This is a genomic window from Exiguobacterium sp. s123, from assembly GCF_018617075.1.
Classification (GTDB): domain Bacteria; phylum Bacillota; class Bacilli; order Exiguobacteriales; family Exiguobacteriaceae; genus Exiguobacterium; species Exiguobacterium profundum.
The window spans coordinates 309,357-336,290 of the sequence record NZ_JACSJL010000001.1; the positions used below are offsets into that span (position 1 = coordinate 309,357).

20 protein-coding genes are annotated in these 26,934 nt (G+C 49.2%); all 20 read right to left on the minus strand.

Annotated features, from left to right (window positions below):
• Window positions 1-93 precede the first annotated feature (93 nt).
• The 20 genes from KNO72_RS01635 to dxr all read right to left on the minus strand — a co-directional run bounded on the left by KNO72_RS01635 (window position 94) and on the right by dxr (window position 26,925).
• Window positions 94-2,286: an FtsK/SpoIIIE family DNA translocase gene (locus KNO72_RS01635; protein ID WP_214684463.1), complete on the minus strand. Its 2,193-nt coding sequence runs from the start codon at window positions 2,284-2,286 to the stop codon at window positions 94-96.
• Window positions 2,287-2,347: 61 nt separating this feature from the next.
• Window positions 2,348-4,015 carry a ribonuclease J gene (locus KNO72_RS01640; RefSeq protein WP_015881439.1) on the minus strand — a complete coding sequence of 556 codons (1,668 nt, stop codon included), beginning with the start codon at window positions 4,013-4,015 and terminating at the stop codon, window positions 2,348-2,350.
• 95 nt (window positions 4,016-4,110) lie between these two features.
• On the minus strand, window positions 4,111-4,764 hold the full coding sequence (locus tag KNO72_RS01645; protein WP_214757100.1) for a M15 family metallopeptidase: 654 nt from the start codon (window positions 4,762-4,764) through the stop codon (window positions 4,111-4,113).
• On the minus strand, window positions 4,761-6,014 hold the full coding sequence (locus KNO72_RS01650; protein WP_214757101.1) for a lipid II:glycine glycyltransferase FemX: 1,254 nt from the start codon (window positions 6,012-6,014) through the stop codon (window positions 4,761-4,763). The genes KNO72_RS01645 and KNO72_RS01650 overlap by 4 nt, the downstream gene beginning before the upstream one ends.
• A gap of 3 nt (window positions 6,015-6,017) precedes the next feature.
• Window positions 6,018-7,511, minus strand: a complete 1,494-nt coding sequence (locus tag KNO72_RS01655) for a UDP-N-acetylmuramoyl-L-alanyl-D-glutamate--2,6-diaminopimelate ligase (RefSeq protein WP_251028252.1) — start codon at window positions 7,509-7,511, stop codon at window positions 6,018-6,020.
• A gap of 51 nt (window positions 7,512-7,562) precedes the next feature.
• Entirely contained in the window at window positions 7,563-8,780 is a 1,218-nt protein-coding gene (locus KNO72_RS01660; RefSeq protein ID WP_214757103.1) for a M16 family metallopeptidase, read from the minus strand.
• A gap of 51 nt (window positions 8,781-8,831) precedes the next feature.
• Window positions 8,832-11,048, minus strand: coding sequence for a polyribonucleotide nucleotidyltransferase (gene pnp / locus KNO72_RS01665; RefSeq protein ID WP_214684465.1), 2,217 nt, complete (start codon window positions 11,046-11,048; stop codon window positions 8,832-8,834).
• Between the two features lie 128 nt (window positions 11,049-11,176).
• The gene (rpsO, locus tag KNO72_RS01670) at window positions 11,177-11,446 is read right to left on the minus strand and encodes a 30S ribosomal protein S15 (RefSeq protein ID WP_015881433.1); all 270 of its coding nucleotides are present in this window, start codon (window positions 11,444-11,446) and stop codon (window positions 11,177-11,179) included.
• Window positions 11,447-11,570: 124 nt separating this feature from the next.
• Window positions 11,571-12,497, minus strand: coding sequence for a bifunctional riboflavin kinase/FAD synthetase (locus tag KNO72_RS01675; protein ID WP_214757104.1), 927 nt, complete (start codon window positions 12,495-12,497; stop codon window positions 11,571-11,573).
• Between the two features lie 16 nt (window positions 12,498-12,513).
• On the minus strand, window positions 12,514-13,428 hold the full coding sequence (gene truB, locus KNO72_RS01680; protein ID WP_251028253.1) for a tRNA pseudouridine(55) synthase TruB: 915 nt from the start codon (window positions 13,426-13,428) through the stop codon (window positions 12,514-12,516).
• 43 nt (window positions 13,429-13,471) lie between these two features.
• Entirely contained in the window at window positions 13,472-13,819 is a 348-nt protein-coding gene (gene rbfA / locus KNO72_RS01685; RefSeq protein WP_015881430.1) for a 30S ribosome-binding factor RbfA, read from the minus strand.
• Window positions 13,820-13,837: 18 nt separating this feature from the next.
• Window positions 13,838-16,063: a translation initiation factor IF-2 gene (gene infB, locus KNO72_RS01690; RefSeq protein WP_078146724.1), complete on the minus strand. Its 2,226-nt coding sequence runs from the start codon at window positions 16,061-16,063 to the stop codon at window positions 13,838-13,840.
• Window positions 16,064-16,084: 21 nt separating this feature from the next.
• Entirely contained in the window at window positions 16,085-16,381 is a 297-nt protein-coding gene (locus KNO72_RS01695) for a YlxQ family RNA-binding protein (protein ID WP_015881428.1), read from the minus strand.
• The gene (gene rnpM, locus KNO72_RS01700; RefSeq protein ID WP_193343251.1) at window positions 16,378-16,653 is read right to left on the minus strand and encodes an RNase P modulator RnpM; all 276 of its coding nucleotides are present in this window, start codon (window positions 16,651-16,653) and stop codon (window positions 16,378-16,380) included. Before rnpM ends, KNO72_RS01695 begins: the two co-directional genes overlap by 4 nt.
• Window positions 16,650-17,813, minus strand: a complete 1,164-nt coding sequence (gene nusA, locus KNO72_RS01705) for a transcription termination factor NusA (RefSeq protein ID WP_074037219.1) — start codon at window positions 17,811-17,813, stop codon at window positions 16,650-16,652. The genes rnpM and nusA overlap by 4 nt, the downstream gene beginning before the upstream one ends.
• 14 nt (window positions 17,814-17,827) lie before the next feature.
• Window positions 17,828-18,298, minus strand: a complete 471-nt coding sequence (rimP, locus tag KNO72_RS01710; RefSeq protein ID WP_015881425.1) for a ribosome maturation factor RimP — start codon at window positions 18,296-18,298, stop codon at window positions 17,828-17,830.
• Between the two features lie 119 nt (window positions 18,299-18,417).
• Complete coding sequence (locus KNO72_RS01715) at window positions 18,418-22,710, minus strand: PolC-type DNA polymerase III (RefSeq protein ID WP_214757106.1); 4,293 nt, start codon at window positions 22,708-22,710, stop codon at window positions 18,418-18,420.
• Window positions 22,711-22,780: 70 nt separating this feature from the next.
• On the minus strand, window positions 22,781-24,481 hold the full coding sequence (locus KNO72_RS01720; RefSeq protein WP_031421704.1) for a proline--tRNA ligase: 1,701 nt from the start codon (window positions 24,479-24,481) through the stop codon (window positions 22,781-22,783).
• A 32-nt stretch (window positions 24,482-24,513) separates the two neighbouring features.
• Window positions 24,514-25,764, minus strand: a complete 1,251-nt coding sequence (gene rseP, locus KNO72_RS01725) for an RIP metalloprotease RseP (RefSeq protein WP_214684468.1) — start codon at window positions 25,762-25,764, stop codon at window positions 24,514-24,516.
• A gap of 3 nt (window positions 25,765-25,767) precedes the next feature.
• On the minus strand, window positions 25,768-26,925 hold the full coding sequence (dxr, locus tag KNO72_RS01730) for a 1-deoxy-D-xylulose-5-phosphate reductoisomerase (RefSeq protein ID WP_015881421.1): 1,158 nt from the start codon (window positions 26,923-26,925) through the stop codon (window positions 25,768-25,770).
• Window positions 26,926-26,934: the final 9 nt, after the last annotated feature.

Consider the following 26,934-nt stretch of genomic DNA (forward strand, 5'->3'; position numbering starts at 1 on the left):
TCTAAGGATAGAGCGAATATTTCTATATTGTATAAATTGCATTAAAAAACGAACGATTATATATACTGATATATAATCATTCGTTTTTTATTATTATTCTGTTTGCTCTTGAATGAGTACTTTCCTCGGTTTCGAACCTTCCGATGGACCGACATACCCGGCTTCCTCAAGTGAGTCAATCAAACGGGCGGCACGATTATACCCGATTCGGAATCTGCGTTGAATCATCGAAGTTGATGCCGTTTCTTGTGTCATGACGAATTGCACGACTTCTCCGAACAATGAATCATCCGAATCAATCGTCGTCACTTCCTCTTCTTTTGGCATCATCGCTTCCACATATTGCGCACGTTGTTGCGCGATGACATGATTGACGACCGTCTCGACTTCTTGATCGGAGACGAATGCACCTTGTACACGGACCGGCTTGTTCATTCCGTTTGCAAGCATCAACATGTCACCGCGTCCAAGCAACTTTTCCGCCCCGCCACCATCAAGGATGGTCCTTGAATCGGTTTGAGAAGAGACGGCAAAGGCGATGCGGGACGGAATGTTCGCCTTGATGACTCCTGTGATGACGTCGACAGATGGGCGCTGTGTCGCGAGGACCATATGAATACCCGCAGCACGTGCCATTTGTGCAAGTCGCATGATGGCATCTTCGACATCATTTGATGCCACCATCATCAAATCCGCTAATTCATCGACGATTACGACGATGAACGGTAAACGTTTCGCATCCTCGTCATCCGACTGATCGACGAGTTCATTGTAACCTTCGATATTGCGAACTCCATATCGACTAAACAGTTCATACCGCCGTTCCATTTCTGCGACGACCTGCTTCAGTGCCTGGGCGGCTTTTTTCGGATCCGTGACGACCGGTGTCAACAGGTGTGGCACTCCGTTATAGACGTTCAACTCGACCATCTTCGGATCAATCATCATGAGTCGGACCTCATCCGGACGAGAACGCATCAAGAGTGACACGATCATGCCGTTGATACAGACAGATTTACCTGATCCTGTCGATCCTGCAACAAGCAAATGCGGCATTTTATTGAGAGAGATCCCAACCGTCTCGCCACTGATACTCCGACCGAGTGCGACGAGTAACTTCGAGTCATCTTGTTTCACCGGCTCCGCTTCCAGTACTTCACGTAAGCATACCGGTGCGACCTCCTGGTTCGGCACTTCAATACCAATAGCGGCTTTACCCGGAATCGGAGCTTCAATCCGAATATCTTTTGCAGCGAGCGCCAATGCCAAATCATCACTTAATGAGGTGATGCGACTGACTTTCACACCGATATCCGGTTGTAGTTCATATTTTGTGACGGTTGGACCAAGGTGAATCTTTAACACTTTGACACCGACCCCGAATGACTTAAGCGTCTTTACAAGTTTGGATGCATTTTCTTTCAATCGTGCATTCTCACCAGACAAATCCGTAATGACGGGCTCTTTCAAATTCGAGAATGGCGGAAGCTCGTATGTATCCGAGACATCTTGGGCCGCAGTCATCATCATCTCCTCGGTCGTGATTGTGGAATCGACTTCCGAAGAATCCGTACGAGGTTGATCTTCCGTCTCTCTTTTTTCTGCTACGACTTTCTCACTAAACCCGACGATTGGAATGTCTTGCATCGTGACCACATCTGACTCTACTTCCGCGTCCGGCTGCGTTTCCTCTTGTTTTGGACGAGGTGACGTTTTGCGCGTTCGTTTCGTCTCTAGCTGCTTTTCCACTTTCGGTCTGGCTTGCCATTCTTTTCTGACGGCCGTGACGGATTCCTGCATTCGATGATAGAGCGTCCCCCAAATCGTCGGGGCATAGAGCGAGACACCGACAAGGAAGCAGACGATTCCTAAGAAGACAATCCCGAAGTCAGAGAATAAATATTGGTTCAAGTTATAAAGAGTGCCATTGATGCCACCCCTCGCCTCTCCCCAAAGTAAGTCTCCAAATAGTAAGAACGAGGCGAGCATTGCGAATAGTCCCGCTCGTCGCATCGGCTTCATCGGAGTGAGTACGATCCATAACAAGACTGCCATCATCAAGTAAGTGAGCGCACCCCATCCTCCGAAAAGATAGACAGATAAATCGGACAACTGTTGTCCGATCCACCCTAAATCAAATAAGGCAAATACGAATGCGACGATGGCGAGGACAAAGATGCCCCACCCATATGTACGTGGCGCAATCGGTTGTTTTTTACGGTTCCTCGTATTTCGCGTCGCTGGCCGCTTTCGCTTTACGGGAGTCTTTCTTGTTTTTTGAGCCACATCAGTTCCTCCTAAAAAAAGAAGGCAAAAGTCAGATGACTTTTGCCTCACTCTCATTCCATTAAATCTCCATGATGATCGGCAAGATCATCGGACGACGTTTCGTCTGCTCGAATAAGAAGACGCTCAGTCGCTCGCGGATATTTGATTTCAATTCGGTCCAATCACTGCCAGCCTGCAGACTCTTTTCAATCTGTTTCGTGACAATACGGTTTGCCTCTGAAATCATCTCCTCCGATTCACGCATATATACGAAACCACGTGAGATGAGTTCAGGTCCTGAAATCAATTTCTTCTGTTTCCGATTCAACGTGACCACGCAGAGAACAACTCCATCTTGTGACAACAATCGACGGTCCCGTAAGACGATGTTTCCAACGTCCCCGACGCCGATTCCGTCAATCAAGACATTTCCTGCAGGAACTTTTCGGCTCATGCGGGCTTTTCGACCCGTGAACTCGACGACGTCACCTTTTTCAACGATGAAGATATTGTTCGGTTTGACACCCACTTGTTCAGCGAGTTTCGAGTGTGCCATCTGCATGCGGTATTCCCCGTGAATCGGTAAGAAGTACTTCGGTTTAACGAGGTTGAGCATCAGCTTCAATTCTTCTGCCGATCCGTGTCCAGATACGTGCACTTTACGTTGGTTGTAAATGACGTTCGCACCTGAACGGAACAACAAATCAATCGTTTTAGAAACAGACTTCTCATTCCCTGGAATCGGTGTCGCCGCGATGACGACCGTGTCATTCAATCGAATGTTGACTTGCTTGTGGGCATTACGAGCCATACGAGTCAATGCCGCCATCGGCTCTCCTTGCGAACCTGTCGTTAAAATGACGACTTTATTATCCGGTAGACGGTTTACTTGCGACAACTCGACGAGTGTCTTCGCCTTGAAACGTAAGTAGTTTAGTTTCTGTGCAACTTCGACGATGTTGACCATGCTACGACCAACGACCGCGACTTTACGATCATTCGCTTCCGCTGCTGCGAATACTTGTTGCAAGCGATGGACGTTCGAGGCGAATGATGCCACGATAACCCGACCTTCCGCTTGATAAATGACATCGTTCAATTCAGCTCCGACGATTGACTCTGAACCGGTTTGCCCCGGTCGCTCGGCGTTCGTCGAATCGGAAAGAAGCGCAAGTACGCCACGTTGTCCGATTGCCGCTAATTTATTGAAGTCGGATTGTTTACCATCGACAGGCGTGTAATCAAACTTGAAATCTCCGGTATGGACGATCGCACCTTGAGACGTTTGAATACAGACGCCGACACAGTCGGGAATCGAGTGATTGACGCGGAAAAACGTGATGAAATGATCAGCGATAGTCAATTTCGTTTTGGCATCAATCATGCGAAGGTCGACTTCTTTCAACAAACCGGCCTCTTTTAATTTCAATTCAATCAACCCGAGGGTCAATTTCGTCCCGTATACTGGAACGTGCTTCAAGTCGCGTAAGACGTAGCTAAGTCCACCGATATGGTCTTCGTGACCATGGGTGATGAAAATCGCCCGTACACGATCTTTATTTTCTTTTAAGTATGTGATGTCTGGGATGACGATATCAATCCCGAGCATCTCATCGCCTGGAAACATTAGACCGGCATCGATGACGAAGATGTCGTCGTCTAGTTCCACGACGTACATGTTCTTCCCGATTTCGCCTACGCCTCCAAGCGCAAAGACGCTAATATTCTCTGTCTTCTTTTTTGACACTAACAAAAACCTCCTAAATGATTCATATTCTGTTTCGTCCCCTTATCGCTACTGAATATTGTAGCGGAAAACGGCTTCATTGCCAACATTTCCGTCTAATCTAATAGAGGTTTTAGTGCATCGGCAAGCGGTGCCGTCTCTTTTTCGTCAGGTCGTTTCCCTGCAACAAGTTGACGAATCGACAAGCCGAAGTCCATTTGGAGGTGAGGATAGTCCGGGAATGAGTTCCAGTCTCCGCCCCATTCAAAGCCGAGCGCCTTTCCTAACTCCCCGAGTTCTTGCCAGTCAGGAATGTCATTCCGATTACGATCCGTATTCAGGTCATAGTCGGTCTTGTTGTTATGGATGATAACGAAATCGACAGCAAGACCATAGTTATGATAGCTCTGACCCGCCTTCGCATTGGTCACCACTTGCCCGGGTTCAGACCGCCCTTGCGCATAAAGCGCATTCTGTTCCTTGGCAGAACGGTATCCTGAAGTGAGGCGCACTTCGAGGTCTAGACAAGAATGGGCCAATCGAATGAACGATTCTCCTCGATTGGCGACTAACGGATGCAACCGGTCAAAATCAATCTTCGTCCTTACCAAGATCGCATCTTCTTTCTCCACGTCTCGCACACACATATCCGCTTCGAACGTCGGCTCGTCCACCCAAGGCACCGGTTCCGGTTGCACATAAAAGTAAGCGAGCGTAATGCCAATCAGAAAGGCGACCATCGCAAGAGATAACACGCCTGTCCATCTCATCTTCTTAACCGTTTACGCAGTCCTTTTAAGAGTGGCAACCCTTTTTCGAGTGCCATATACAAAGGACGATTCAAGACGAGGTCGAATTCCCCGACCTTTTCAATCATGTCGCTTCCCCATCCCGATTTGAATGCGTAAAGACCAGCATATTCATCATCCGGGTCCGTACTTCCTGATACCCCGCCGAAGTCGTATCGCTCGGCGCCACTCGCTTTGGCCGCCTGCATCATCGTCCATTGCATCAAGTGGTTCGGCATAAATTCACGGAATTCATTTGACGAGGCTCCGTATAAGTAATAAGAGCGCCGTCCTGCGAGTGTCAACAGACCACCTGATAAGACGAGCCCGTTCGGATAGGTCTGATCGAGTTCGACGAGCTCAGGGAGGGCTTGCTCCGCTTTTTGAATTTGTGCCTCCGTCTGTTCCTTGCGGTTCAAAAGGCTGTTACGTTTCTTTTCAATCGTTTCTTTCTCAAGGCCCCGTTCAATCTTCGCCAACTCTTTCTTCGCTTTTTCTAGCGTCGCCTGTTGCTGTTCGAGTGCGATTTTCGGTTCGAGCGTTGTCAAGAAGAGACGGGCATCGTTCGGTTGCAGACAATCGTATAGGTTCTCAAAATAATCGAGCCCTCGCGTAGCGAATCCGTCACGCTCCCCTGTCACTTTCATCAAATCGGCGAACGTTTTGAGTCCGTCACGACCGACCTCTTTGCAGACGATTCCTTTTTTCTCCGCGAGACGGACATTGTAGCGGAACTTATGATGGAATTTCGCAAAAAGATCCTTCTCACTCGGGCGCAAATCAGTTTCCATTGTAAAACGAGGTTGGGCGTAGTCAAAGCCACCGCCGTATCCCTTATGTTTAAACCCGATGGCAGCCATTTCGGTTAATAGTCCTGGCAATTCATCGCGGTCGATGTTTGGATCGATTTTTACGACGATGGCCTTATGTGCCGTCGCGACACGTGTCGCTTCTTTCACGAGCGCCTGTAGCGATGCCAAGTCGTCGTAGTCCACGACAAACCCGCGTGGGGCATAGCACAGTGTGTATGGTAATTTCGGGACACGTTTGAATAAAAGTAAAGCGACACCGGACGTCACGCCGTCTCGCGCGACCGCGACACGTTCTGACGTCCAACCATTTTGGCGCTTCACATCTCCCCAACTCGATAGTTGCAACAAATCCCCACGGTCGTGTGTTTTGACGAAGTCGTCATGCTCTTTTTCTGTCAACGTAATTGGTTGTACTGCCATAAATCATGCTTCCTCCGTATTCAAAATTGTCGCTCGAACGATTGCCTCTTCATCGAGCGGCAATTTTTCATTTCCGATAATTTGATACTTCTCATGCCCTTTTCCTGCTAGCACGATGATGTTGTCCGGTTTCGCTAAACGGGCCGCATAACGGACCGCTTCTTCTCGATCCCCGATTTCAACAAAGTTGTCATGGGTCATCCCGGCCGCAATCCCTTTTGTAATGGACTCATACGCTTCGAATCGTGGATCATCTGTCGTGATGATGACGGTACCGGCATAGGACGAAGCCATCTCGCCCATTGCCGGACGTTTTGTGACGTCACGGTTTCCACCTGTCCCAATCAAAAAGATAATCTTTTCTTTTGGTACGCCGACGAGCGACTTCAGACACTGTTCGATGCCATCCGGCGTGTGGGCGTAGTCCGCATATACGTTGTAACCTGGGACGTCTAAACGTTGCATCCGTCCTTTGGCCGGATGAATCATCTCGAGTGCTTTGGCAATTCGTTCAAGCGAATAACCGGCAGCGAGAAGACAACCCGTCGCCAACAATAGATTGTACACGTTGAAACGACCGATGAACTGGACCGTCACCGGAAGTTTCGCGCCTTGGTAATTCAATGTAAAGCTCGTCTGAGACAACGTCTGTTCAATGTCCGTTGCCTTCAGGTCTGCTTGCGCATCAATCCCATACGTTATTACTTTCGCACCGGTCATCGTCTCATAAAGAGGCGTTTGTGCATCGTCCGCGTTCAAGACGGCGACTTTCCCACGTGAGGCCATTTGACCGAGTTGAGCGAACAATAATCCTTTTGCACGTGCATAGTTTTCGAACGTCCCATGAAAATCTAGGTGATCGTGCGTCAAATTCGTGAAGCCAACGATGTCAAAATCAGTTCCGATGACACGTCCGAGCTCAAGACCGTGTGAGGACACTTCCATCATCACGTCCGTCACGCCTTCATCACGCATTTGTGCCAACAAGTGTTGAAGTTCTGAACTTTGAGGCGTCGTATTTTTACTTGGGACGATTTTGTCGTTGATACGTACTTCAACGGTCCCAATCAAACCGGTCGAATGCCCGAGGACATCGAGGACGTCTCGTAAAATCGTCGTCGTCGTCGTTTTTCCATTCGTTCCCGTGATTCCGAACAGTCGCATCTGTTCAGATGGATACGCATAAAAGGCCGAAGCCAACAACCCGATCGAACGCGAGCTGTCACGTACAATCAGGTTTGGCACTGACAGGTCGAGCGGTCGTTCGCTAACGACTGCCACCGCGCCTCGCTCTACCGCTTGCGCCGCATATTCATGCCCATCCACCGTATAGCCTTTGATGGCGACAAACAGCGTTCCCGGCACAACTTCTCGCGAGTCCGTCGTCACATGCGTCACGACGATGCCTTCTAGATTTGGTTGATTAATTAATTGTATCGTCTTCACTAAATCCGTTAAGTTCAAGTCTTTCCCTTCTTTCACCTGTATCCTATCCAAACTAAAGAATACCTCTTAATCAGTGTAGAGAACTTACAATTCGGTTTCAAGTCACGCTTCGTTTGGGAGGACATATGACTTCGCTGGGCGATGGCTCAACACCTCACGAATCAATTCATTGACCTCATCGCGTTCAATCCGTTCTACTTTCGCAATCACTTGTTCTATCGGCTCGACTTCATCGAGAAGTAGCAAGTTCCGTCCGTTCCGGTTCATACGGGCACTCGAACTTTCATTCCCAAGAGCGATCGACCCTTTCAATTGTCGCTTGCCTTTGTCTACTTCCTCAGCAGTCAAACCGTCGGCGACAAGTCGCTTCATCTCTCTCTCTAGGATGACTTCGACTTGTTCCAACGTATCCGGCGACGTACCGACGTATATGGTAAACGTACCGTGATCGGAAAACGTCGTGTAATAGGAGTAAATGGAATAAGCCAAGCCCTCTTCTTCACGGATGGACTGGAACAAACGCGAAGACATCGTCGCGCCGATTGCGTTGTTCATCAATGCCAAATGAGGCAATCGATCGTCCGTCGCCGGAATCGCTTCGTAGTTCCAACAGAGGTGGGCTTGCTCCGTTTCCTTATGTTTCGTCAATGTGTCATGGAACAGTTCCGGTTGATTGATTTCTTTCGACGATTCCCTAGAAGGGATGTGGGCAAACCTACGTTTTACCGCCTGGATCAATTCTTCAGAAACATGACCTGCGATCGAGACGACAATCTGCTCGGCCGTATACTGTTCCTGTAAGTATTCGACGAGCTGGTCCCGCGTCAATCGATTGACACTCTCCTCCGTCCCTAAAATCGGTTGGGCAAGTATATCGTCTCGATACGCCGCAATGGCCAATAGTTCGTGAACGAGATCTTCCGGCGTGTCCTCATACATTTTAATCTCTTCCACAACGACACGCTTTTCTTTCTCCAACTCCTGCATATCGATTACTGACTCAAACAGCATGTCTGTCAGGACGTCGAGCGCCATGACCGCGTGTTCATCGAGCGTCTTCACATAAAAGCATGTATGGTCTTTCGAGGTGAAGGCGTTGACGCTTCCACCGAGCTCATCGAAAAAGGAAGCAATCTCTTTCGCGCTTTTCGATGCGGTCCCTTTGAACAGCATATGTTCAATCAAATGACTGATGCCGATGTTCTCAAACGTCTCTGTACGTGTCCCTGCTTTAATGAATACCCCGGTCGAGGTGCTAAGCGAACCTTCGATTGGTTCGATGATGATTCGGACACCGTTCTCTAATGTCATCCATTCCATATTCTCACTCCTATGAAAAAGGCCATCGCACCAAGACGATGGCCAGAATAATTAATTTGTCGAGCGCGGTGGACGACGGTCCCCGTCACGACGTGGCGGACGGCTATCGCGAGGTGGGCGGCTTTCACGTGCTGCCTTCCGTTTCGCTTCGTATGCCTCACGCTCTTCAGGAGACAATCCTTCTAAGATGAGCGCTTTTCGTGATGCGTTGACACGACCTTTGTCATCGATTTCAGTGACTTTGACTTGAATCGAATCGCCAAGCTTCACAACATCCTCGACGTTCGCGACACGCTCAAGGCTGAATTCGGATACGTGTACGAGCGCATCTTTCCCTTTGAACAACTCGACGAACGCGCCGAATTTTTCGATGCGACGTACGGTAGCATCGTATACTTCACCGACGACGACTTCACGGACAATGTCACCAATCATTGACATGGCAAGATCGATTCCTTCTTGGTCCGTCGAGGCGATGAAGACCGTACCGTCTTGTTCGATGTCGATTTTGACGCCCGTTTGGTCGATGATGCTGTTGATCATCTTACCGCCTGGTCCGATGACGTCGCGAATCTTATCCGGATTGATTGTCATCGTCACAATCTTCGGTGCATATTTCGACAATTGAGTACGTGGAGTATCTAACGTCTCAAGCATGTGATCAAGGATGTGTAAACGACCGACACGTGCCTGTTCAAGCGCTTCTTCTAAAATTTCACGCGTGATTCCGGCAATCTTGATATCCATTTGAAGGGCAGTGATCCCGTCTTTCGTTCCAGCTACTTTGAAGTCCATATCCCCAAGGTGGTCTTCAAGTCCTTGAATATCTGTCAAGACCGTGTAGTGTTCACCTTCCATGATAAGACCCATGGCAATCCCGGCGACTGGCGCTTTGATTGGCACACCTGCATCCATCAATGCGAGTGTCGACCCACAAATCGAAGCTTGTGAACTTGAACCGTTTGATTCGAGTACTTCCGAAACGAGACGAATCGTGTATGGGAAGTCTGCTTCTTTCGGAATAATTGGAAGAAGCGCACGCTCACCGAGTGCTCCGTGACCGATCTCACGACGACCTGGCGCACGGACCGGACGAGCTTCACCGACTGAGAACGGCGGGAAGTTATAGTGGTGCATAAAGCGCTTGTTCTCTTCAAGACCGATTCCATCGATGATTTGTGCGTCTCCGATGACACCGAGTGTCGCAACAGACATGACTTGTGTTTGACCTCGTGTGAAGAGACCGACACCGTGTGCACGTGGGAGTAATCCGACTTCTGATGCGAGCGGGCGAATCACGTCTGGACGACGTCCGTCTGGGCGGACTTTTTCGACCGTGATCAAGCGACGGACTTCATCTTTGACGAACTTGTTCAAGATGCCTGAAACTTCGCCGAGTTTTGAAGGGTCATCCGCAAGACGCGCTTCATACATCGCGACATACTTCGCAATCACTTCGTTGATGGCTTCGTCACGAGCGTGTTTCTCTTCCACTTGAACCGCTTCTACGATTTCAGGACGGGCTGCTTCGAGTTCAGCAGTAAGTGCCTCATCGTATTTCGAGACCGTGTATTCGAATTTAGGTTTTCCGACAGCTTCTACGATTTCTTGTTGGAATGCAATCAAACGCTTGATTTCTTCATGTCCAAACAAGATCGACTCGAGCATGACGTCCTCAGGTACTTCGTTCGCACCTGCTTCAACCATGTTGATGGCTGTCGATGTCCCTGCAACTTGAAGTTCAAGGTCCGTTTTCTCCAACTGAGCCGTCGTCGGGTTGATGACGAATTCGCCGTCCACACGGCCGACTGTCACGCCAGCGATTGGACCGTCAAACGGTACGTCAGAAATCGAGAGCGCGATCGACGTTCCGAGCATACCTGCCATTTCAGCCGAGCAATCTGGGTCGTTTGACATGACGTAAATCATGACTTGAATATCATGACGGAATCCGTCTGGGAAGAGTGGACGAATCGGGCGGTCGATGAGACGTGATGTCAAAATCGCGTTTTCACCCGGGCGACCTTCACGACGAAGGAAACCACCTGGAATTTTACCGACCGAGTAAAGTTTCTCCTCATAGTTGACCGTCAACGGGAAGAAGTCTAAATCTTTTGGTGCTTTTGAAGCCGTCACTGTCGCAAGGACAACCGTATCTCCATAACGCACGAGTGCCGAACCGTTTGCTTGCTTCGCAAGTTGGCCGACCTCTACAGACAATGGGCGTCCGCCCCACTCTGTAGAGAATACTTGTTTCGTACCTAACATGTACATTCTCCTCTCAAACCTTATCTAGTTTATTATGTAACTCATTCCAACGAATGTCTAATCATTTTCCTTAAAAAAGAAGAAACGGACTAGGACGTTGTCCCAGCCCGTTAAACAGTCTCGATCGATTAACGACGGAGACCGAGGCGTTGAATCAATTCACGGTAACGTGTAACGTCCTTGTTACGAAGGTACGTAAGCAAGTTACGACGACGTCCAACCATTTTCAAGAGACCGCGACGTGAGTGGTGGTCTTTCTTGTGTGTACGAAGGTGGTCGTTCAATGTGTTGATTTGTTCAGTCAACACAGCCACTTGTACTTCTGGTGAACCTGTGTCACCTTGTTTTGTCGCGTATTCCGCGATAATTTCGTTTTTACGTTCTTTTGAGAGTGCCATTGCCTCTCCACCTCCATTTAATGAAAAATTGCCGCGTTGCCGAGCCGGCGTTGGTGAATCGACCAGCCAAGCGAAGCGGTGTACTTTGCGTACTTGACAAGGATAGCGTACCCGCTCTTGAAAGTCAAGATAGGATTGAACGAGCTGCCACCTCATCTTCTTTTAGTTGAGCGACCAATGCATCCAACCCATCGAACGCGCGTTCATTCCGAATATATTGGATCCACTCGATTTCGATGACTTGTCCATATAAATCCTCGGAGAAGTCGAAGAGATGGCTCTCAACAGAGACCGATCCCGTCTCATAAAAAGTCGGACGACGTCCAACATTCGTCATCGCGTGGAACATCCGTCCGTCCGGTAGCGTGACTCGAGTCGCGTATACGCCCAATCGTGGCATGACGTACGAAGCGTCCATCAACACGTTCGCAGTCGGGAAACCGATGGTACGCCCTCTCGCATCACCGTGAATGACTTCGCCACAGATCACGTATGGCGTACCGAGGAGTTCATGTGCGGCATCGACCTGTCCCTCTGCCAAGAGTTTACGGATGCGGGTAGATGACACTTTTTCCCCATCCATCGTCTGCTCTGTGACGACAGACGTCGTGAATTGGTCACGCGCATGGTATGGAAGTGTCTCCATCGTCCCTTCTCCAAACTTTCCATAAGAGTAATCAAAACCAGCTGTCACGTGCACGGCTCCGGCACCGATCAAATAATCATCGACAAACTGTTGCGGGGACAAATTGGCCAATTCTTTTGTGAATGTCAAGACGAGGCAACGCTCTACCCCGAGCGCTTCGATGCGCTTCAGCTTTCGAGACAGCGGCGTGATATAACGCACTGCGTCTGGCTTATTTGAAAGTACTTGTTTCGGATGTGGGTCGAACGTGACGACCGTCACCGGTAGGTTGTGCTCCGCTGCCACACGCTTGGCGTGATGGATTACGGCTTGATGGCCCTTATGAACACCGTCGAAGAAACCGAGTACCATGACGGACGGATACACGTCCGGTGTTTCTGGATAGGTGAGATGTCTTGTTTCCATACTGTCAAATTCCCCCTTAGTCGATGGCCAGCATGACCTCGACTGTAGCGTCTGTCGTTCCTTCTTGTCTTCGATATAAAGCAAGAGGGATTCCTTCTTCATTATAGACAGTAAATAACTCAAATTCGAGCGAAACGCCGTTCAGCTTTCCGCCATTGCGAATATAATGCTCCCGATTCTTTCGAATCGTGATTGCCGGCCAGCGTTTGATGACATCCTCAAGTGGGATCACATGCGCCAATCGTTCTTCGACCGTTTCAAGAGACTGTAACGTTTCGAGCGATACCGCGTTCTCTTCCTCAAACGTTCCTGAGCTCGTCCGTCTGAGTTCGCTCATATGGGCAGGGTAACCGAGCTTCTCCCCGATCTGAACGGCGAGCGTTCGAATATATGTCCCTTTCCCACAGTCGATTTCCATTCGGAAGCGACAGGCGTCCGCTTCGAATGTCAATTCACTCGTCCGCTCCAGACGATGAATCTCGACCGTCCGCCGAGGTCGTTCGACGGTCTGCCCTTTCCGAGCATACTCGTACAACTTTTTCCCGTTTACTTTGACCGCTGAGTAGTACGGCGGGATTTGTTCAATCATTCCTGTCAATTGACGCATCGCCTCGTCAATCTGAGATTCGTCCAAATCGTTCGGTGTGACTGACTTCTGCGTGACGACCTCGCCATGCGCATCCTCGGTCATCGTGGCGGTACCAATCGTCACCTCGGCCACGTAACGCTTCCCTTCATCCGTGATAAAACGCGACAGCTTCGTGGCACGCCCTAAACAGATGGGCAATACGCCTGTCACTTCCGGGTCAAGTGTACCCGTGTGTCCGACCTTTTTCGTTTGGAACAATTTTCGTAATTTAAATACGCAGTCATGACTCGTCATGCCAGCATCTTTATCGAGTACGAGCACTCCGTTCGGTTCCAATTTCATCCCTCCATATAAAAAAAGGGAGAACGACGTCTCCCCTTTCAAATTATTGATCTTTGTTCAAATCACGAATCAACGAATCGATATGGCTACCATATGCGACTGAAGAATCGTATTCAAACGAGATCTCTGGTGTTTTCCGAAGACGGATGCGGTTCCCGATTTCGCGACGGATAAATCCTTTCGCCTTATCGAGACCAGCTTGCGTTTCTGCTTTCACATCTTCCTCATCACCAAGCACCGTATAATAGACTGTTGCTTGTTGTAAGTCACCTGTCACATCAACGCTCGTAATCGTAGCGTTTTTTGTACGCGGGTCACTGACTTCCCGTAACAAGACATCTGTTATTTCTTTACGCATTTGCTCGGCAACACGTTGGGCACGAATTTTCATACGTGATCCCTCCTCACATTATTTACGTTCGACTTCTTTCATGACGAACGCTTCAATGACATCGTCTACTTTGATGTCATCAAATTTCTCTACTTTAATCCCACACTCATAACCAGTCGCCACTTCTTTCACGTCATCTTTGAAACGACGAAGCGTATCGAGTTTACCTTCGTAAATCACGATTCCGTTACGAATGACACGGACACCGGCGTCACGTGTGATTTTACCTTCTGTCACATAACAACCTGCAATCGCACCGACTTTCGAAACTTTGAAGACGTCACGGACTTCGACTTGACCTGTGATTTCTTCCACGAACTCTGGGTCAAGCATCCCTTTCATCGCGCTCTCGATTTCTTCGATTGCGTTGTAGATGATGCGGTGGAGACGCATTTCAACGTTCTCTTGTTCCGCCATCGAACGTGCGTTTCCATCAGGACGGACGTTGAATCCGATGATGACAGCATTCGCAGCTGAAGCGAGGATGACATCACCTTCCGTGATTGCACCGACACCTTGGTGAACGATGTTAACTTTGACGCCTTCGACATCAATCTTGCGGAGTGAACCAGCCAATGCTTCGGCTGACCCTTGAACGTCTGCTTTGATGATGACGTTCAAGTCTTTCACTTCACCTTCTTGAATGCGGCTGAACAAATCATCAAGACTTACTTTCGCCGACTCACGACGCTGTGACTCAAGGTAACGTTGGTAACGTTTTTCCCCGATTGCACGTGCTTTCTTCTCATCTTCGAAGACGATGAACTGGTCACCCGCTTGTGGAACGTCGTTCAAACCAGTGATTTCAATCGGTGTAGATGGTCCGACTTGTTTCACACGGCGACCGATATCGTTGACCATCGCACGGACACGACCGAATGTGCTACCGACGACGATTGAGTCTCCGATTCGAAGTGTACCGTGTTGAACGAGAAGTGTCGCGACCGGTCCACGTCCTTTGTCGAGTTTCGCCTCGATGACTGAACCACGAGCTGGCATGTCTGGTGTCGATTTATATTCTTCGACTTCAGATACGAGGAGAATCATCTCGAGCAATTCATCGATCCCTTCGCCTTTAATAGCAGAAATCGGAACGAAGATTGTTTCGCCGCCCCACTCTTCAGGGATGAGACCGAACTCTGTCAACTCTTGTTTGACACGGTCAGGGTTTGCCCCTTCTTTGTCCATTTTGTTGACTGCCACGATGATTGGAACGTTCGCTGCCTTGGCGTGCGAGATTGCTTCCTCTGTTTGTGGCATGACGCCATCGTCAGCCGCAACGACGATGATTGCGATATCTGTCACTTCGGCACCGCGGGCGCGCATCGTTGTGAAGGCTGCGTGACCTGGTGTATCGAGGAATGTGATTTTCTTATCGTTGACTTCAACTTGGTAAGCACCGATGTGCTGCGTGATTCCGCCCGCTTCTCCTGCGACGACTTTCGTGTTACGAATCGAGTCAAGAAGTGTCGTTTTCCCGTGGTCGACGTGACCCATGATGGTAACGACAGCTGGACGTTCTTCAAGGTCATATTGTGAGAAGTCGATCTCAACTGTTTCAAAGTCTGTCTCATCGACAACAACTTCTTTTTCAACCTCAAAGCCGAATTCTGCAGCGAGTAATTCAACCGTTTCATCATCAAGCGTTTGGTTGATGGTTGCCATGACACCGAGACCCATCAACTTCATGATGATTTCATTTGGCTTTTTATTCATTTTTGAAGCAAGGTCAGACACGCTCAGTACATCGTCATACTTGATGACGTTGCCCATCTCTGCCTCTTGCGCGAGACGTGCTGCTTTACGCTGACTTGTCTTCGAGTTTGGATCGGCTTCTTGTGGCACAGCTGCTTTTACCGGCTTGCCTTTGCCTTTCCCTTTTCCACGTTTTTTATTGCGTGGGTCGTTGTTTCGGTTATCGTTACGATTTTGTCCACCGCGATTGTTTTGTCCACCGCGATTGTTTTGACCGCCACGGTTTTGTTGTCCCGCTTGTGGACGTGACGCTTGTGCTTCTTTTTTCTCTTGCTTCGGCTCATTCGATGTTGACGTCGCTTTCGCTTCCGCTTGTTTTTCAGCACGATATTTTTCAGGATTGAACACACGGTCCAATTGTTTTACCGTTTCCTCATCGAGGACGGCCATATGGTTTTTCACCGGTTTGTTCAATTTTTCTAATTGAGTAATGACTTGTTTACTCGTTACATTCTGTTCTTTTGCAAATTCATAGACGCGTTTTCCCAAAGCATCCACCTCCGTTAATAGTTAAGAGAGAAGTTGCTTAAGCTTGTTCGCAAATCCGGATTCTGTCACCGATACGACGACACGCATGTCTTTACCGAGTGCGGCACCGATTGTATAGCGATCGCTCACTTCAATCAATGGCACTTGATAAGACGCACATTTGTCAGTGACTCGTTTTTTCGTCGAGGCACCTGCATCTCCGGCTAGAATGACGAGCTTGGCACGACCTGCTCGTACATCCTTTAATACAAACTCTTCTCCCATCGTTACTTTCCTCGCTCGAGCAGCAAGGCCTAACAATGATTCCCACTGGCTCATGATTCGCCACCTGCGACAGCTTTCAACTGTTCATACAAGTCGTCGCTCGTCTTTACTTTCAAGTGATGGTCGAGCGTCCGTTTTTTCTCTGCTTGACGAACGACTTCGATATCTTTTGATAAGTAAGCACCACGACCGTTCACTTTACCCGTCTGATCGATGACCACGTCACCTTCAGGCGTCCGAACGACACGAATCAATTCTTTTTTCGGGAGCATTTCCTGTGTGACCACACACTTACGCAAAGGAAGTTTCTTTTGCTTCATGGTCATTCCTCTTCTTTCACCGCAGTCGTTTCAACTGTAGCATCTGATAAGTCTTGTTCTACTTCATTTTGAACAATTTCTGGTTCTGATTCAACTTTTTCAGCGAACGTATCGAACAAATCAAGTGCTTCGGCATCCGTTTCACTCTTGATGTCGATTTTCCATCCTGTCAATTTCGCAGCGAGACGGGCGTTTTGACCACGTTTCCCGATTGCGAGTGACAATTGATAGTCCGGTACGACGACTGTCGTCGATTTTGCTGGCTCGTTGACATATACCGCAACGACCTGAGCCGGGCTGAGTGCGTTACGAACGAACTCTTTCGGGTCTTCAGACCAGCGGACGATATCAATTTTCTCGCCGTTCAATTCGTCGACAATCGTTTGAACACGTTGTCCTTTCGGTCCGACGCATGCGCCGACCGGGTCGACGATATCCGAGTGTACAGCGATTTTCGAACGGTCACCCGCTTCACGCGATACTGACATCACGTCGACTGTCCCGTTTGAAATCTCAGGAACTTCGAGTTCGAACAAGCGGCGCAAAAGTCCCGGATGCGTACGCGAAACTTGAATCGCTGCACCTGAACCTTTCGTCGTTGAATCTACTTTTGTCACGTATACTTTGATACGGTCATGGATTTGGTATGACTCGTTCGGCATCTGTTCATTCGGTGTCAATACAGCTTCGATGTTGTTCTCGAGACCGATATACAGATTGCGTGGGTCGAAACGCTCCACGATTCCTGTCATGATTTCATCTTCTTTGTCAGCGAAGTGGTTGTAGATGCGCTCGCGCTCCGCTTCACGCATCTTCTGTGTGACGACTTGTTTAGCTGTCATCGCCGCGACGCGTCCGAAATCACTCGGAGTGACTTCTTCTTTATGGAAATCACCGAGCTCATAGTTCGGATCGATTTCATGTGCTTCCTCGAGTGAGAGCTGTTGGTCCGGTTGCGTGAGGCGCTCTACGACTTCTAAAAGTGCATAGACACGGATATCCCCCGTCACCTGATCAAACTCGACTTTCACGTGCTCGTTCGGGTTCGCCACGTTGCGACGATACGCAGAAATAAGCGCTTGTTCGAGTGCATCGATAATGATGTTTTTGTCGATTCCTTTTTCTTTGGCAATCTGATCGATTGTAGTGAGTAATTGTGGACCCATCTTCTTCCCTCTCCTTAACTAAACGTGACCGCTAAGCGGGCTTGTGCAATTTTGTCAACCGGTAGCGATACCGCTTTTTTTCTTGTCTTGATGCGTGTCTCGATCACGACCGTTTCCCCATCATATGCCGTCAAAATTCCTTCAAACTCTTTGGCACCATCGATCGGAGCGAACGTTTTCATGTAGACATTTTTGCCTACCGCACGTTCAAAATCGCTCGGCTTTTTCAGCGGACGCTCCGCACCAGGACTCGAGACATCAAGATAATAAGCCTGTTCAATCGGATCGGTTTCGTTTAGTTTTTCCGAGAGCTGTTCATTGATATTGACGCAATCGTCCAAATCGACGCCCCCCGGCTTATCGATATAGACGCGCAAGAACCAGTCTGGACCTTCCTTAACGAATTCCACATCGACCAATTCCATGTTTTCCCGTTCTACGATCGGCAACGCAATCGATTCAACGACTTCTGTTATTTTGGACACTCTCATCCCTCCTTCTGGCTTTTACATACAAGAAAGGAGTAGGGTTCCCTACTCCTTTCCGTCGTAGTATCCAACTTTGTTCGATACCAATATATCATATTTTCCCGATAAATCGCAACTTACACCCCAAAATCAAAGAATGAGAGTTGGTTCTCATCAGGCAGACCTTCGAGACATTTCATCGTATCAAGTGTCTCGATGACCGTTTTCGAAAGTTTCGCACGTTTCCGCAAATCTTCTTTCGAAAGGAACTGTCCTTCTTCTCTCGCTTCGACGATTGCTTTCGCCGCATTCGTTCCAAGGCCATCGACCGCGTTGAACGGTGGAATCAGCGTATTGTCTTCAATCAAGAACTCTGTCGCACTCGACCGATACAAGTCGATGTTTTGGAACTTCATACCCCGCTCGAGCATTTCGAGTGCCAGTTCAAGGACCGTGTGCAGTCCTTTATCCTTCGCCGTCGCATCGAACCCTTTTTCTCGGATATCCGACATCGCCTTCCGTACGGCCTGAGGACCTTTAATCATTGCGGACAAGTCAAAATCTCCCGCCCGAACGGTAAAGTACGTCGCGTAGTACAGAATCGGATGATGCACTTTGAAGTATGCAATCCGAACCGCCATCAAGACGTAGGCAGTCGCGTGCGCTTTCGGGAACATGTACTTGATTTTCTTACAAGACGAGATATACCATTCCGGCACGTCATTCTCCCGCATCTCGGACTCCATCTCTTCCGTGAGTCCTTTCCCTTTCCGGACGGACTCCATGATTTTAAAGGCGAATGATGGTTCGAGGCCTGCATAAATCAGATAGACCATGATGTCGTCTCGACAACCGATGACATCTTTCAGTTCGCACGTCCCGTTATAAATCAATTCGTTCGCGTTCCCGAGCCAGACGTCTGTTCCGTGAGATAGACCAGAGATTTGAACGAGTTCCGAGAACGTTGACGGTTTTGTCTCTTCAAGCATCTGACGGACGAACTTCGTCCCGAATTCTGGAATCCCGAGTGTCCCGGTTTTCGATTCAATCTGTTCCGGTGTCACCCCAAGCACTTCTGGTGAAGAAAAAATCTTCATGACAGTCGGATCATCCGTCGGAATCGTCTTCGGATCGATACCAGACAAATCCTGTAACATCCGGATGACGGTCGGGTCATCATGCCCGAGAATATCGAGTTTCAATAAGTTGTCATGGATGGAGTGGAAGTCGAAGTGAGTCGTCTTCCATTCAGACGAATTGTCATCCGCCGGATATTGAATCGGGGAGATATCCGCGATGTCCATATAGTCCGGTACGACTATGATACCCCCTGGATGTTGCCCCGTCGTCCTTTTTACACCGGTGACCCCAGAAACGAGACGGTCGACTTCGGCGTTCCGGTAAATCTTATCATTCTCGGTCGCATAGCCTTTCACGTATCCATAAGCCGTTTTGTCGGCAATCGTTCCGATTGTCCCGGCACGATAGACGTATTCTTCTCCGAACAGTACTTTTGTATAGGCGTGGGCATGCGGTTGATATTCACCTGAGAAGTTCAAGTCGATATCCGGTACTTTGTCCCCTTTGAAACCGAGGAACGTCTCGAACGGAATATCATGACCGTCTTTTTTGTACCACGTGCCGCACTCCGGACACTCCTTGTCTGGCAAGTCATACCCCGACCCGACCGACCCGTCGTTGAAGAAATGTGAGTGCTGACAGTTCGGACAGACGTAGTGAGGTGGTAGCGGGTTGACTTCGGTGATCTCCGTCATCGTTGCGACGAGACTCGAACCGACCGACCCACGCGACCCGACCAGATACCCATCATCGAGTGATTTTTTAACGAGTTTATGCGAAATCAAGTAAATGACGGCGAACCCGTGACCGATAATCGACTTGAGCTCTTTCTCAAGACGCGCCTCCACGATCTCAGGCAGCTCGTCCCCGTAGATGGAGCGAGCCATGTCGTAGCTCATATTCCGAACCTCATCATCCGCACCTTCAATTTTCGGCGTATACAAATCATCCGGGATGATTTGAATCGACTCAATCTGGTCGGCAATCGCATTCGGATTCGTGATGACGATTTCACGCGCTAAATCGTCACCTAAAAACTTGAACTCTTCCATCATTTCTTTCGTCGTCCGAAAGTGCGCATGCGGTAATTCTTTACGCGTATTGATAAAGTTCGCCCCACCTTGGGTACGAATCAAAATTTCGCGATAAGACCGGTCGGACCGATCTAGATAGTGCACATTCCCTGTCGCACAAACCGGTAACTCGGCCTTATCGGCGACGCGAATGATACGCTTAATGATTTCGCGGAGTTCTAACTCATTCGCCACAATCTCTTTATCAATTAAATGATGGTAGAGTGCCGGCGGATGAATCTCGATAAAGTCATAAAATGACATCATCTTCTCGAGTTCATCATCCGACTTGTTCAAGGCGGCGTCAAAAATCTCCCCGTTATCGCAAGCCGAACCAATCAACAGTCCTTCCCGTCGCTTCACGAGCTCGGAACGTGGCATGCGTGCCATCCGATACAAGTAATCGATGTGAGATAAGGAGATGAGCTCATATAAATGACGAAGTCCTGGCTTTTTATTTTTAGCGTAGATAGTCGCATGAAACGGACGAATCTTCGATACGTCACTCCCGACTTTCGCGTTCAACGAGCGATGTGTCGTCATCTCGAACATTTGCTTAGCGAGATCGAGTAGCTTCATGAGCAAATATGCTGTTGCTTCCGCATCATAAATGGCACGGTGATGTTGTGTCAGTTCGATATCGAATCGCTTCGCAAGTGTATTGAGTCGATGATTCTTCAACGTCGGCATCAACGTTCGAGCAAGTTCGAGCGTATCGATGACCGGATAATCATCTGGTTCATGTCCTCCGCTACGGAGAGTCGCCTCAAGGAAGCCCATATCGAATGACGCGTTATGGGCGACGAGAATGCTGTCGCCACACCAATCGACGAACTGTTTCGTGATCGCTTCCGGGTCCGGTTGACCTTGGACCATGTCATCCGTGATCCCAGTCAATTCAATCGTGGTCGCTGACAAGGCATGTTTCGGGTCGGCGAACGCCTCAAACCGGTCAATGATTTCCCCGTCCTTGATTTTAACCCCAGCGAGTTCGATGATTTTATTGTAGACGGCAGAAAGTCCCGTCGTCTCGACGTCGAAGACGACGTATGTCGCATCGTCCAATGCCACATCGGTCGCATGATAGGCGACAGGGACACCATCGTTGACAACGTTCGCCTCGACTCCGTATAACACTTTGATGTCGTTCTTCTTCCCAGCATAATACGCTTCTGGGAACGCCTGGACTCCGGCATGGTCGGTGATGGCAATGGCACGATGTCCCCATTTCGCAGCACGGGCGACGAGCGCCGAGACGTTTGTGACGGCATCCATTTGGCTCATCTGTGTGTGCGCGTGAAGTTCGACACGCTTCTCGCCTTCCCATTCGTCACGTGGCGGTTCGACCTTCACTTCTTGAAGTTGAGATGCCATCATACATAGTTCGCGCATGAACGAATCATCTTCGACCCGCCCAGCTGTTTGAATCCACATGCCTTTTTTGACGGCACTGAGCATACGGTCGTCATCGTCATCGCGGGCAAATACTTTCACAATCAATGAGTCGGTGTAATCCGTCATCTTGAACGTGAACAGTTTCTTCCCACTCTTCAATTCTTTCCGTTCTGCCGAGAAGACGAGTCCACGAATCGCGACACGTCGTTCTTCCTCGATAATCGTCTTGATTGGGACGATCTCATCTTTAATGAGCGCACCCATCCGGATTTCTGTGATCGGTTCGTCATTCGTTTCTGTTGCCTTGGCGAATTGAGCAGCCAGTGCCATTTTCGCTTGTTCGATGTCTTCTTGAACAACCTGTTCGCGAAGGGCCTGATTCGCCTCAGCGTCTTCCGAAAATTGAGCCTGACACGGCTTTTTCGTGAACCCATAGGCACTATAGAGCGCCTGCACTTCTTGACAGAGCTCTTTGTCCACATAACTCGCCTCAGGTGCGGAACGCACCGGGATCATGAGTTTGTTCTGCTCGAATCGTGGCGAAACGGAACCGAAATAACTGCGCATCGCACCAGAAACTTGGCTCAACTCGCTGACGATTCGCGGCCAATAGTCGATATAGTCTTGCTCACTTCCACCAGCTGTTGTCGAGAACCGAGCGTACACCTCATCCGCGAACGTCGCATAACGGCTTTCTAATCGACTCATGAACAATTGATGCACGTCGTATGGCAATACTTTTGGAAATGAAAAATAAAACGTCCACGTCCGTCGCTTCTTGTTGACGACGAGCCGTGAGAGTTCGGCCTGATCAAACAGGTCCGTCTCGGTCGTGATCCCAAGGTCACTTAATAATAATTGCATCTTTTGATTTGCTTCCACGGGTCCGTCTTTCCCCCTTTATGCCAATTCGACAAATGAAGGTGACCGCTTCCGCTGTCACCTTCATCCATTAATGAACTTCGCTAAATTTTGAAGCGATGACTTCTTTCAATTCATCGATTGACGTTTCAATCACTTCACCTGTTGCACGTACTTTCACTTCAACGATGCCTTCGCCGGCTTTTTTCCCGACGTTCACGCGAATCGGAAGTCCAATCAAATCTGCATCTGCAAACTTGACGCCCGCGCGTTCTTTTCGGTCGTCGAACAAGACATCGTATGTTTGACCAAGCTCTTCATAAAGACGGTTCGCCAACTCGACTTGCGTCTCATCTTTTGCATTGATTGCGATCAAATGGAGATCGAACGGCGCCACGTTACGTGGCCAAACGATTCCACGGTCGTCGTGATGTTGTTCAACGATGGCTGAAAGTGTGCGTGACACCCCAATGCCGTAGCAACCCATGATGAGTGGTTCGGCACGACCCTCTTCGTTGAGGAACGTCGCACCCATCGCTTCTGAATATCGTGTCCCGAGTTTAAATACTTGTCCCACTTCAATCCCACGAGCAAAACGAACCGGACCGGACTCATCCGGTGCCAAATCGCCTTCGACAACGAAACGTAAATCGTGGTATGTCATTTCGGCAAGGTCGCGCGCAGCGTTTACACCCGTGTAGTGTGTGTTCGCCTCGTTGGCACCACAGACTGCATCCACTAAGTACTTGACCGCATAGTCGGCAACGACTTTGACCGGAGCGTTAATCGGTCCGAGTGTACCTGGCGCACAGTTGAACAACTCAACGATTTTCGCTTCTTCTTCAAGTTGAATGTCGAGTCCACCGAGTGCGTTCTTCACTTTGACTTCATTCGCTTCGTGGTCGCCACGAACGATTGCCATGACGGTTTCGCCATCCACGTTGAACAAGACAGATTTGATTGTCGTCTTCGGATCCACGTTCAAGAATGCCGCCACATCTTCAATCGTACGATTCTCTTCCGTGTCCACTTTTTCGAGTGGACGAACGTCAGCTTGCTGCATCTCATAACGGTCGAGCGTTTCGGCCATCTCGATGTTCGCCGCATAGTTCGACGTGTCGGTGTAGACAATCGTGTCTTCCCCGATATCCGCAAGCGCTTGGAATTCATGCGTATCTTTCCCGCCGATTGCCCCAGAGTCCGCGACGACCGGACGATACTTCAGTCCTGTGCGGTCGAAGATGCGTGAGTACGCATTATACATGTTTGTATATTCTTCATCTAAGTCTTCTTGTGTCGCGTGAAATGAGTAGGCGTCTTTCATCAAGAACTCACGTCCGCGGAGCAACCCGAAACGTGGACGACGCTCATCACGATACTTCGTTTGAATCTGGTACAAGTTCATCGGAAGTTTTTTATACGAGTTGAGCTCGTCTCGGACGATTGATGTGATCAATTCTTCATGTGTCGCACCGAGTGCGAAACGACGGTCATGACGGTCCGTCAAGCGCATCAACTCAGGACCGTAAATGCCCCAACGTCCTGTCTCTTCCCAAAGTTCTGCCGGTTGAATGGCAGGCATCAATAACTCTTGTGCACCGGCACGATTCATCTCTTCACGGATGATTGTTTGGATGTTGTGTAACACCTTATGTCCGAGTGGAAGATAAGAATAAATTCCTGCCGCATTTTGACGGATGAATCCTCCACGGACGAGGAGTTGATGACTGACCGCTTCCGCGTCAGCCGGAACTTCTCTCAATGTAGGCATGAGCAATCTAGATTGTTTCATACAGTTCAACATTTCCCTTCTCTACAAACAGCTTATTTAAAGAATGATTGAATGTCGTTCCAAGTGACAATCAACATTAAAATCATCAAGAGTGCGAATCCGATAAAGTGGACGAATCCTTCTTTTTTCGGATCGATTGGACGTCCGCGTACCGCTTCGAACAAGAGGAAAATCAAACGTCCTCCGTCTAACGCTGGCAATGGGAGCAAATTGAAGATCGCAAGGTTGACGGAGAGAAGCGCTGTCCAGTTCAACAGCATGATCAAACCGCTCGCCGCTACTTCATCTGTCATCCGTACAATCCCGACCGGACCTGCTAGTTGATCGACACCGACTTGTCCTGTCACCAAATCACCGACCGCAGAGAAGATGAGCGTCGACATCGTCCATGTCGTTTCCGCTCCCGTCGTCACGGCTTTGACCGGTGATCGCTCGAGTGCGTTCGTGACACCAAGGATTCCGACCGTTTCTCCGTTTTGTTCGACTGCTTGTGGTGTGAGGATGACAGTTGCTTCCTCCCCATCACGGACATACGTGACTTCCGTAGGGGTGTCCGCACGGTCTTCTAAAGCAGATCGTAAGTCGAGCCAATCGGTAATCGGCTCACCTTCAATCGATACGATTTCATCCCCGCTCATCAAACCAGCCTCATCAGCGGCTGAATCCGGTTGAACCGTACCGATTTGACCGTCGTTCGTTGGGGTTCCTTGAACGAGCCCCACAATAATGAGCAAGATGAACGCCAAGACGAAGTTCATCGCCGGACCGGCTGCGATGGCCAAGACACGTTTCCAAACCGACTGGGCTCCAAATGTTCGATCATACGGTGCGATTTGAATTTCCATCCCTTGGTCGACAAGGAGTGTGTCTCGCTCTAATGAATAGACACGCACTTCCTCATCGATGAGAAGTTGCACTTTCAACTCATGTGTCGAATCGAACTTATCGACGGTTCCGACGACATGGACATCTGTAGCCGTGTCCGGTTGGAAGTAGACACGATCGACCGTCCCCTGTTCGGTGAGCCGGAGTCCGACATGCTGACCCGCACGGACTTCAATCGGTTCAAAATCTTCTCCGGCCATTTTGACGTAGCCACCGATTGGTAAAAGACGAATGGTATAGAGCGTTTCATTTTTACGGAATGAAACAATTTTTGGACCGAATCCGATTGCAAACTCGTGACAGAGAATGCCTGCCCGTTTCGCCATGACGAGGTGTCCCCATTCGTGTACCGAAATGAGAACGCCAAACATCAAAACGATGGCGATAAAAGTCGTCATGATTTATTCCCCACCTTCAATTCCTTGCTGAATCTGTTGACGTACTGCTCGGTCAACTTCTAGAATTTGCGCGAGCGTCGGCTCGGCGATGACCTCATGTCGAGCCATCGCATCTTCGACGAGTCGTTCAATCTCTAAAAACGTGATCTGACCGTTCAAGAATAGGTCTACTGCCACTTCATTGGCTGCATTCAGGACGGTCGGCATGGAACCACCGGCTCTTCCTGCTTCGAACGCTAACCGGAGTGCCGGGTAACGATTGAAATCAGCCTCTTCAAAATGCAGCTTTCCGATTTCCTTCAAGTTTAACCGCTTATTCCCCTCGATTTCAAGCCGCTTCGGTCCCGATAGCGCATAAAGGATCGGACCACGCATATCCGGGTTTCCGAGCTGGGCCATCACGGCAGCATCTTTAAATTCGACCATCGAATGAATAATCGATTCACGATGTAAGATGACTTCAATATCATTATAATCGATATCGAACAGCCAGTGTGCCTCGATGACTTCAAGGCCTTTGTTGAACATCGTCGCCGAATCGATGGTGATTTTTGCTCCCATTGACCAGTTCGGATGATTCAGTGCGTCTTCAACAGTCACATCAGCCAGCTCATCGCGTGAACGATCACGGAAACTACCACCTGAAGCCGTTAGAATAATCTTGGATACATCTTCTCTTCGTTCCCCGTTCAAACATTGATAGATCGCGGAGTGTTCACTGTCGACAGGCAACAGGTTGACCCCATGTTCTTTCACGGCCGCTTTGACAAGATGTCCTGCGGTAACGAGTGTTTCCTTGTTGGCGAGTGCAATATCTTTCCCTGCTTGAATCGCCGCAAGCGTCGGTTCGAGTCCAACTGCTCCAACGACTGCCGTCACGACGATGTCAGCCCGTTCTGCCGTCGCACACTCCTTCAGCCCCTCCGGTCCAATAAAGTAGAGAGGTTCATATGTAAGACGCGGCTTCAACTGTTCGAGTACTTCGATACTCGTTGCCGACACATATTTTGGTCTAAGTCGATTGATCCATTCCGTGGCGACCTCGACGTTCGTTCCGAACGCATACGCCTCAAGTTCAAACAGGTCAGGGTGCTGTTCGATGACGTCACAAGTTTGAACGCCAATCGAACCAGTCCCCCCAATTAAGCTAATTCGCTTCATCTCGACACT

What these genes read in the sequence shown, in the direction of transcription:
- nusA (WP_074037219.1), bottom strand. Translation starts at nt 17,813, where the DNA reads ATGGGTCCACAATTACTCACTACAATCGATCAGATTGCCAAAGAAAAA.
- rpsO (WP_015881433.1), bottom strand. Translation starts at nt 11,446, where the DNA reads ATGGCACTCTCAAAAGAACGTAAAAACGAAATTATCGCGGAATACGCG.
- KNO72_RS01660 (WP_214757103.1), bottom strand. Translation starts at nt 8,780, where the DNA reads ATGGAATGGATGACATTAGAGAACGGTGTCCGAATCATCATCGAACCA.
- dxr (WP_015881421.1), bottom strand. Translation starts at nt 26,925, where the DNA reads ATGAAGCGAATTAGCTTAATTGGGGGGACTGGTTCGATTGGCGTTCAA.
- pnp (WP_214684465.1), bottom strand. Translation starts at nt 11,048, where the DNA reads ATGTTAGGTACGAAACAAGTATTCTCTACAGAGTGGGGCGGACGCCCA.
- KNO72_RS01650 (WP_214757101.1), bottom strand. Translation starts at nt 6,014, where the DNA reads ATGGCAGTACAACCAATTACGTTGACAGAAAAAGAGCATGACGACTTC.
- KNO72_RS01695 (WP_015881428.1), bottom strand. Translation starts at nt 16,381, where the DNA reads ATGAGCCAGTGGGAATCATTGTTAGGCCTTGCTGCTCGAGCGAGGAAA.
- KNO72_RS01645 (WP_214757100.1), bottom strand. Translation starts at nt 4,764, where the DNA reads ATGAGATGGACAGGCGTGTTATCTCTTGCGATGGTCGCCTTTCTGATT.
- truB (WP_251028253.1), bottom strand. Translation starts at nt 13,428, where the DNA reads ATGAAATTGGAACCGAACGGAGTGCTCGTACTCGATAAAGATGCTGGC.
- rbfA (WP_015881430.1), bottom strand. Translation starts at nt 13,819, where the DNA reads ATGAAAATTCGTGCCCAACGTGTTGCCGAGCAAATGCGTAAAGAAATA.
- KNO72_RS01675 (WP_214757104.1), bottom strand. Translation starts at nt 12,497, where the DNA reads ATGGAAACAAGACATCTCACCTATCCAGAAACACCGGACGTGTATCCG.
- KNO72_RS01720 (WP_031421704.1), bottom strand. Translation starts at nt 24,481, where the DNA reads ATGAAACAATCTAGATTGCTCATGCCTACATTGAGAGAAGTTCCGGCT.
- rnpM (WP_193343251.1), bottom strand. Translation starts at nt 16,653, where the DNA reads ATGACCATGAAGCAAAAGAAACTTCCTTTGCGTAAGTGTGTGGTCACA.
- rseP (WP_214684468.1), bottom strand. Translation starts at nt 25,764, where the DNA reads ATGACGACTTTTATCGCCATCGTTTTGATGTTTGGCGTTCTCATTTCG.